Genomic DNA, 6863 nt, shown 5'->3' with positions numbered 1-6863 from the left:
GTCGACCCAGGATCAGAAGCTAAACATTGCTCTGGTTTCTGGGGAGACTAACTCGATTAACGGTCGGTCGTCATTTAGCTCAATCGACCTATTTTTGCCACTTGCGATTCTCCAAAGATACCAGTCTTTCGAAGCCAGATTCTGGCACTGGAGGGACTATAAAGCCGACGTTAGCGACCTCACACAATCGGCCACTATGCATAGTGCGCAACTATGAATAGAATCGATTTTCACCCAAAGAATTACAAGGGATTACCAGAAGGGCTCTATACATAGTTTTAATGCTTGAAGGAACTGCATAATTTCACTGCTTGCTGGATGATGCCTATACACCATGAAATGCATGGCGACATTCAAGCGATTCAAGTATGAAATCATCAACGAAGGGCGCCAAACGGCACTCAAGCAGCTATCTGAATATTTGATGGTTGGCAGAGGTCGTCGAATTTTCTGAAGTGAATAAATTTTCACCTCAGAGCTTCGGTAAAACTATGTAAAGCTTCTGAGCTGAGGATTGTTTGAAATGCCAGTGAAACCAGGCTTTGCCACCGATGGTAATTTACGGCTATTCATAGTTGCGCACTATGCATAGTGGCCGCTATGGATAGCTATCCATAGCGGCCATAACCGGTCGGTGACGATGCCCGCGCAATTTCTCGTCGCTCACGCCAGCGAACGACCGCTTTTTGGCGAGCAATCTTGCATTGTCGTCGGCTCGACCCGGCCATAAAGCGGCCACCGGGGATGCAGGCGAAATTTTCCATCCCTAAGTTCGGCGAATGGCAGCTTTTCGGCGAGCAACCTTGTGTCCTCTTTGGCTCGACTCAGCCACAAGCTGTCTTTGACAATTGCTTATAGCGAATGAATGTCAGAACTATCGACAGAAGCAGTCGTCTATCTATTAGCAAATATTTAAGCATTTCTTCGTTAGACCAAAACGCGCGTATTGGCCCCATCATATTGACAGTTGTTATTGTCATTAGTTGTGTTATTATTAATCCATGGCTGATGTTTTCTTAATCAGAAGTGCGGTTTGCACTCAGTCAGAATTGATTAGTGAGCTATCCGGCAAAATAAACCGTGGCTTACGGATGTTTGTTAACTAATGATAAACAATCGGGACTAAAGCTTATGAAAACTCATCGTGAACAGCTTCTTGAAATAAGAAAAGCGCTTTTTGGTGATTGCCATGTTTTGCCCAAAGACTCTACGAAAAATGAAGTAATTAAATCCATCCTTTTACAGAATCCAAATTCCAAATTATCGATCTGCGAGATTTGCGGTGTAGCTGTTAAGGAGAAAAGATTAGAGAAACATAAGCGCCGTGTTCACTATCAACAACACTCTTTGATTAATAAAAATAATAAAAAAGCTAAAAAAAGAAAAATATTAAGTTCTCTTTTTTTAAATCCAAAAAATAAAAGAAACAAAGTATCCACTCCAAATTTGCGGAGCGATGATCCTAACAATAAAGTAAAGCAATCAGGGCACTCAGTAATATCTGGCGAAACCAATATCAGTTTGTTAAACCTAAAACATAAGATTCAACCGAAGCGTTCAAAATGCCTTATACCCAATGCACCTATTCGGATTGAACCTACGCAAGCAAGACAGGAAATTTGCCCAGTGTGCTGTGGAGATGGTGGTGTGCGGGGTGGGTGTCGCAAATGTGATGGTTCTGGATGGGTTTCGTCAGAAGTTAAAGCCTCTTATTATCCAGATGCAAGAGTTATAGGCGTTACTGATAACTTACGCATATCGAATGCAAATTATTTTGGAAATAATCCAGGGGCATTCTTCAGAGAAGATAGTGGCAGAATTGGTTCAAATCCAGATTTTGATGATTATTCTGAAGAAGGCTATGCATAAAGTTATACAGGAATTTGAATCGACTCGTTTCGATACGGTTGATCACGACATTTTTCTTGTTAGTAAAACGTCATGACCGACACAGAAGCGATAGACCAAACATTTACTCTTGATGAGATTTGCTCTTTGACGGAAACGCCCAAGAGAACTGTACGTTTTTATATTCAATCCGGAGTAATGGATCGCCCTATTGGGCAAAAAAGAGCAGCTTACTATACGCAGGAGCACTTAGAGCAATTGCTGTTTATTAACAAATGGCAAAAATCAGGTCTGTCTTTAGAACGTATTGGTGAATTATTAAGACAGCAGGAAGAACCAGCGGATTTATTGCCGAAAAAGAAAGCCGGGCAAATTGAAGTTTGGAGTCATTTAACTATTGCTCACGGGATTGAACTACAAATAGAGCCTTCCCAAGCCGGTCTAAGCTCGGAACAAGTTAGGCAACTTTTTAAAAGTGTAATGTCGCTTTACGCGCAAATCAAAAATCTAGACGGAGAAAAGGATGAACGGTAGTAACGATAGATACGGTCTTATATCCTCAAATGACCAAGTTATGCCGCTAAAAGGCACCCATATTGAAGCGACATTGCAGGATTTACTATCCGAAGTATGTGTTACGCAAACATTTCAAAATGATGAAAGCCAATCAGTTGAAGCTGTTTATACTTTCCCTCTGCCTTTAGATGCGGTTTTATTGAATTTCTCTGTTACGCTCGACGAAAAGGTATTGATTGGTGTTGTTCAAGAAAGAAAAGAGGCAGAAGAACGTTATGAAGAAGCCATTAGTGAGGGTGATTCCGCCATTATGCTTCAACAATTGGAGCCTGGTTTTTATTCAGTAAATGTCGGTAATCTGGCTCATAACGAAACTGCTGTTATTAGATTTCAATACACTCAACTTCATCGTTGGACTCAAGATGTTCTGCGTTGGCACGTACCAACCGTATTGGCGCCGAGATACGGACATTCAGGCTTAGCGCCCCACCAGTTGCCAGAAATTGACTTAACCGTTCAGCATTTATTTGCTTTAAAAGTCGAGATTAAAGGTTTGTTGCGGAACGCATTAATCGAAAGCCCATCACATGTAATCGAATTACAACATCGCGAGGATGCAACTAACGTCCATTTAATGGAAGGACGCTCATTTTTAGATAGGGATTTAATCTTAAATTTACGATTTGCAGGTAATAAGGTTTGTGCGATTTCCGATCTCGACATAGACGGCTATGTGGCATTAGCCTCTTTCTATCCATCTGCGATTAAAGATAAGAGCAAAGCTGATAAACCAAAGTTGATCAAATTGTTAATCGACTGTTCTGGTTCTATGTCGGGTGATTCTATTGGGCAAGCACGCGCGGCTCTCCTCAATATCTTGGATTCATTGCATGAAAATGATCGATTTTTACTTGTTCGCTTTGGCAGCGAAGTAGTCGTTGAAACACAAACACTTCTTCAAGCCACACCCGCCAATATCGCAATTGGCCGCACTATCGTGGCCAGAATTGAGGCAGACCTAGGTGGAACTGAAATATTCTCCGCGTTGGCTCAAACCATTAATCTGACCAGCAATGATGAGCCAGTCGATATGTTATTGATCACGGATGGCGAAGTTTGGGATAACGAAGAAGATCATTCGAAAACTCAAGAAATCGTCGAACTAGCCAACGCATCTCATCATCGCATTTTTACTGTGGGTGTTGGGAGCGCGGTCTCTGAACGTTTTGTCCGCGAAATAGCCGATGGAACCCAAGCGGCTTGCGAGTTAGTCAACCCAAACGAAGGTATGGCCGAGAAAATAGAGCGTCACTTTAAGCGCATTTATGCCGAACCAGCAAAATCAATCATTGTTGATTGGCCAACTAACACGATATGGGAAACGACGCCGCGATATTTCTTTGCAGGCGATACCGTACATGTTTTTGCTAGCTTTCAACAAAAACCGGAAGGCATTGTGAAATTATCGGCGATCTTTGAAGATCAGAATAACTACATGGAGCAAGAGGTAGGGATTAGATCAGTTGGATCGGATGAGAGGATGAATCCTTTATCCCGTATTGCAGCTCACCAACAATTATCAACTCTGAACGGTGAGGACAAAATAGCCTTAGCAGTTAAGTATCAACTGTTATGTACGGAGACTGCTTATTTAATGGTTCAAGTTCGACCTGAAGAACTTAAAACAGATGGCATGCCTGAACTACGAAAGGTGCCTCAAATGTTAGCAGCTGGCTGGGGTGGTACCGGAACATCTAGTTTACTCGACGATTACGCAGCATTTTGCCCCATGAGTAAGGATAGTGATGAGATGTATGATGTCGATATGAGTGAAAGTGCCGAATTCGAACCTTTTGAAATAGAGCCCAGCGAATATGCTGAATATACTGAATGTTCAAAAAATGAAAGTCTTGGGTTAGTTTTACGAAATGAAGAGACTATTGATATAGATAATGAATGGATTAGGCTGCCATTTCCTGATAATGTACGGGACGATGAATTGGAATTATTCGTTAATGATAAACGAGTTTTTGTTACCAAAAACATGGCAATTAAACGTACCAGTCAAATTAAAATTATAATTATTTCAGATTTAAGTCATGTCTTGTCATATTTTAATGAATTGACTCCAGTTGTTAAAATAGAAATACAGCATCCAACTGATGATAGTATAGCCAATATTGCTCACTTATTAAAATTAAAAAAGTTGATTTTAACTGAATGCCAAGATGTTACGGATGACGGATTAGCCCCTTTGGTAAAATTGAAAGCATTGAAATTGATTTCAATAAATAATGGCCCAAAATTGACCGATAAATTGTTTCAATTTATTACAAATTTAAGCGGACTGGAGCAGCTGCAAATTAATTACTGTGTCAATATAACTGAAAATGGATTATACAAACTCAAGAGTCTATTGTATTTAAATACCGTATATATATCTTATTGCTCTTCGGTTGGTGAGCAATGGCTATTATATATCAATGATTGGCCAAGACTTATAGATGCTAGATTTATTGATTATTGCAATAAAATTTATGACTCAACTGATAGATTATCTGCGTGCCTATTAGATGCAGAAAATGATCATGTTAATGCACAATTTATTTTAGGTTTAATGTATAGATATGGAATTGGGGGTGAAAAAGATTATAGCAAGGCTTTCTTCTGGCTAAACAAAGCCTCCGATAACGGCCACGCGATAGCGCAGTTTAGACTAGGTTTTTTATATGCTCAAGGCCTTGGGGTTGTGCAAGATTACTCAAAAGCAGTAACTTTATGTATTCAAGCCGCTGAAAATGGTTGTGCCGAAGCTCAGGTCAATTTGGGGGATATGTACGCAAATGGTCGCCACGTAGAAAAGGATCTTAAACAAGCTAGATTTTGGTTTAAAAATGCTGTCGAACAAGGTTATACGGCCGCACAAGATTATATCGATAATTTAGAAGTCGAATAGAAATGTAAAAATATTATTTAAGTGCGGTTTTAAGCTTTGATTCAGCTTTCATAGCTTCTATTTCTATTGGAAGTGCAATAAGCATGATAAAACTTAAACACGATTCTAATTAACTATTGTAAAGCCGAAATGACGTTTAAGGTTACAGTTACGAAAAATTAAATGGTAAAGATGGTTGCGTTTCCAATACAAAGTCTAAATAATAGGTATGTCCATGCAAGGATTAAAGGGTCTGGTTTTTAAAACAAACAGTATTGATTTAAGCTCTGAGCAAGTAGCTAGAGCATTTATTATTAAAGTTTACCATTTATACCAAACTCGTAATGAATGGACTAATTGGTCTGGTGATACATCTGTTGTTAAAAGAACATGGTCGTTATTCTATATGAATCTGGAAGATGCTACCGATTCCTCGGAAGCTCAAAGAACGCAAGGTACAAAATTTGTAATTGACGAACTTCCGGCTTTATGTGTAATTGGCAAAAGATATGCACTAATTGCAGCCGAATTGTTTACGGAAAATCCATTGAAAATCTGCGATATATTAGATAACCATCCTATGTTAACATTGAAATATGTTCAATCTAAAATCAATTGCGGCCAGTGGTTTGTGAGTGCAATATATACTGGCCCGCATGAAAATCTATATCCAGTTTCAAATGGCGAACGGTTTTTTTCTAGGGTTTCTCAGTCTACAGGAGGAAAAAGCTATCTTGCTTGGAAATTAAATTCAAGAAACATTGATTTAGAAAAATTAAACAAATGGGTAAGAAGAATTGAGGGGCTAGAATAAGTATAAAATTTCGTACAGGTTTTGCATAAATTCTCGTGACCAAGCAGTTATTGAATAAGTTGTTGCAAATTGCGTTGAATCTGTTGGTTTTGTATTTGATTTTCTAAGCGATTAAGTTGGCCATTGTAAATGGCCGTTATTATCGAAATGAGCACGGGATGATCCACCGTCATAATTTCTAGTGGCTGCCTTTGCCTTAATCCGTTCTGCTTCCATGGCTAGTTCCCGATTAATCCTTTGTTCTCTTGCAATCATATCGCTCCTGAGTCCCTCAGAGCTAACGTAGGAAATTTGTCCATTGACTATTGGTTTTCAGTTCCTTCGGTACAAATGCCATTCTTATATGTTGGCTTGCCCTTGATCATGCATTTTTTTAATGCAGAAGCATTGTTGGCAGTTAGCATCAGGACGGAGACAGTCAATATAATAAAAATGCTTCGAGTTGTCATAACAATCGATAATTTTAAAACTCTAATTTTAGAGACTACTATTAGTCAATAGTTGTTCGTGACCTTCGAAACATGTATAAAATTAATTTTCTGAGTGAAATAGCTATAGATAGAAATTTGAAATTGTTTGTTAAAAATTATAAACGGAAAGATGATATGAAAAAAAAGAGTTTTACCTTAATCCGTGCTCCTGCGCGACAAATCACCTACAATCCATTGATAAATAAGCGATAATAGCCTTTTATTCAATCACCTGAACTGCTCATGAGTCGCTTCAAGCTGAAAGCTTCAAAAAAGGAAT

The 6863-nt window shown here is 39.0% G+C and carries 4 protein-coding genes; all 4 read left to right on the top strand.

What is annotated here, in order from left to right; translation table 11 throughout:
- Positions 1–1131 precede the first annotated feature (1131 nt).
- The 4 genes from M0R33_RS24190 (at position 1132) to M0R33_RS24175 (ending at position 6113) form a co-directional block, all read left to right on the top strand.
- Positions 1132–1869 (top strand): hypothetical protein, encoded by a 738-nt coding sequence (locus M0R33_RS24190; protein WP_292574526.1) that lies wholly within the window; start codon positions 1132–1134, stop codon positions 1867–1869.
- Between the two features lie 72 nt (positions 1870–1941).
- A complete protein-coding gene (locus M0R33_RS24185) occupies positions 1942–2382 on the top strand; it encodes a helix-turn-helix domain-containing protein (protein ID WP_292574525.1) in 441 nt (146 codons plus the stop codon).
- Positions 2372–5320, top strand: coding sequence for a VIT domain-containing protein (locus M0R33_RS24180; RefSeq protein WP_292574524.1), 2949 nt, complete (start codon positions 2372–2374; stop codon positions 5318–5320). Before M0R33_RS24185 ends, M0R33_RS24180 begins: the two co-directional genes overlap by 11 nt.
- 214 nt (positions 5321–5534) lie before the next feature.
- Entirely contained in the window at positions 5535–6113 is a 579-nt protein-coding gene (locus M0R33_RS24175; RefSeq protein ID WP_292574523.1) for a hypothetical protein, read from the top strand.
- The last annotated feature ends 750 nt before the right edge of the window (positions 6114–6863 follow it).

This window comes from Methylomonas sp., from assembly GCF_023228165.1.
Lineage (GTDB): Bacteria > Pseudomonadota > Gammaproteobacteria > Methylococcales > Methylomonadaceae > Methylomonas.
The sequence above is the reverse complement of the archived record's forward strand: the minus strand, read 5'-3'. Positions and strand labels throughout refer to the sequence as shown.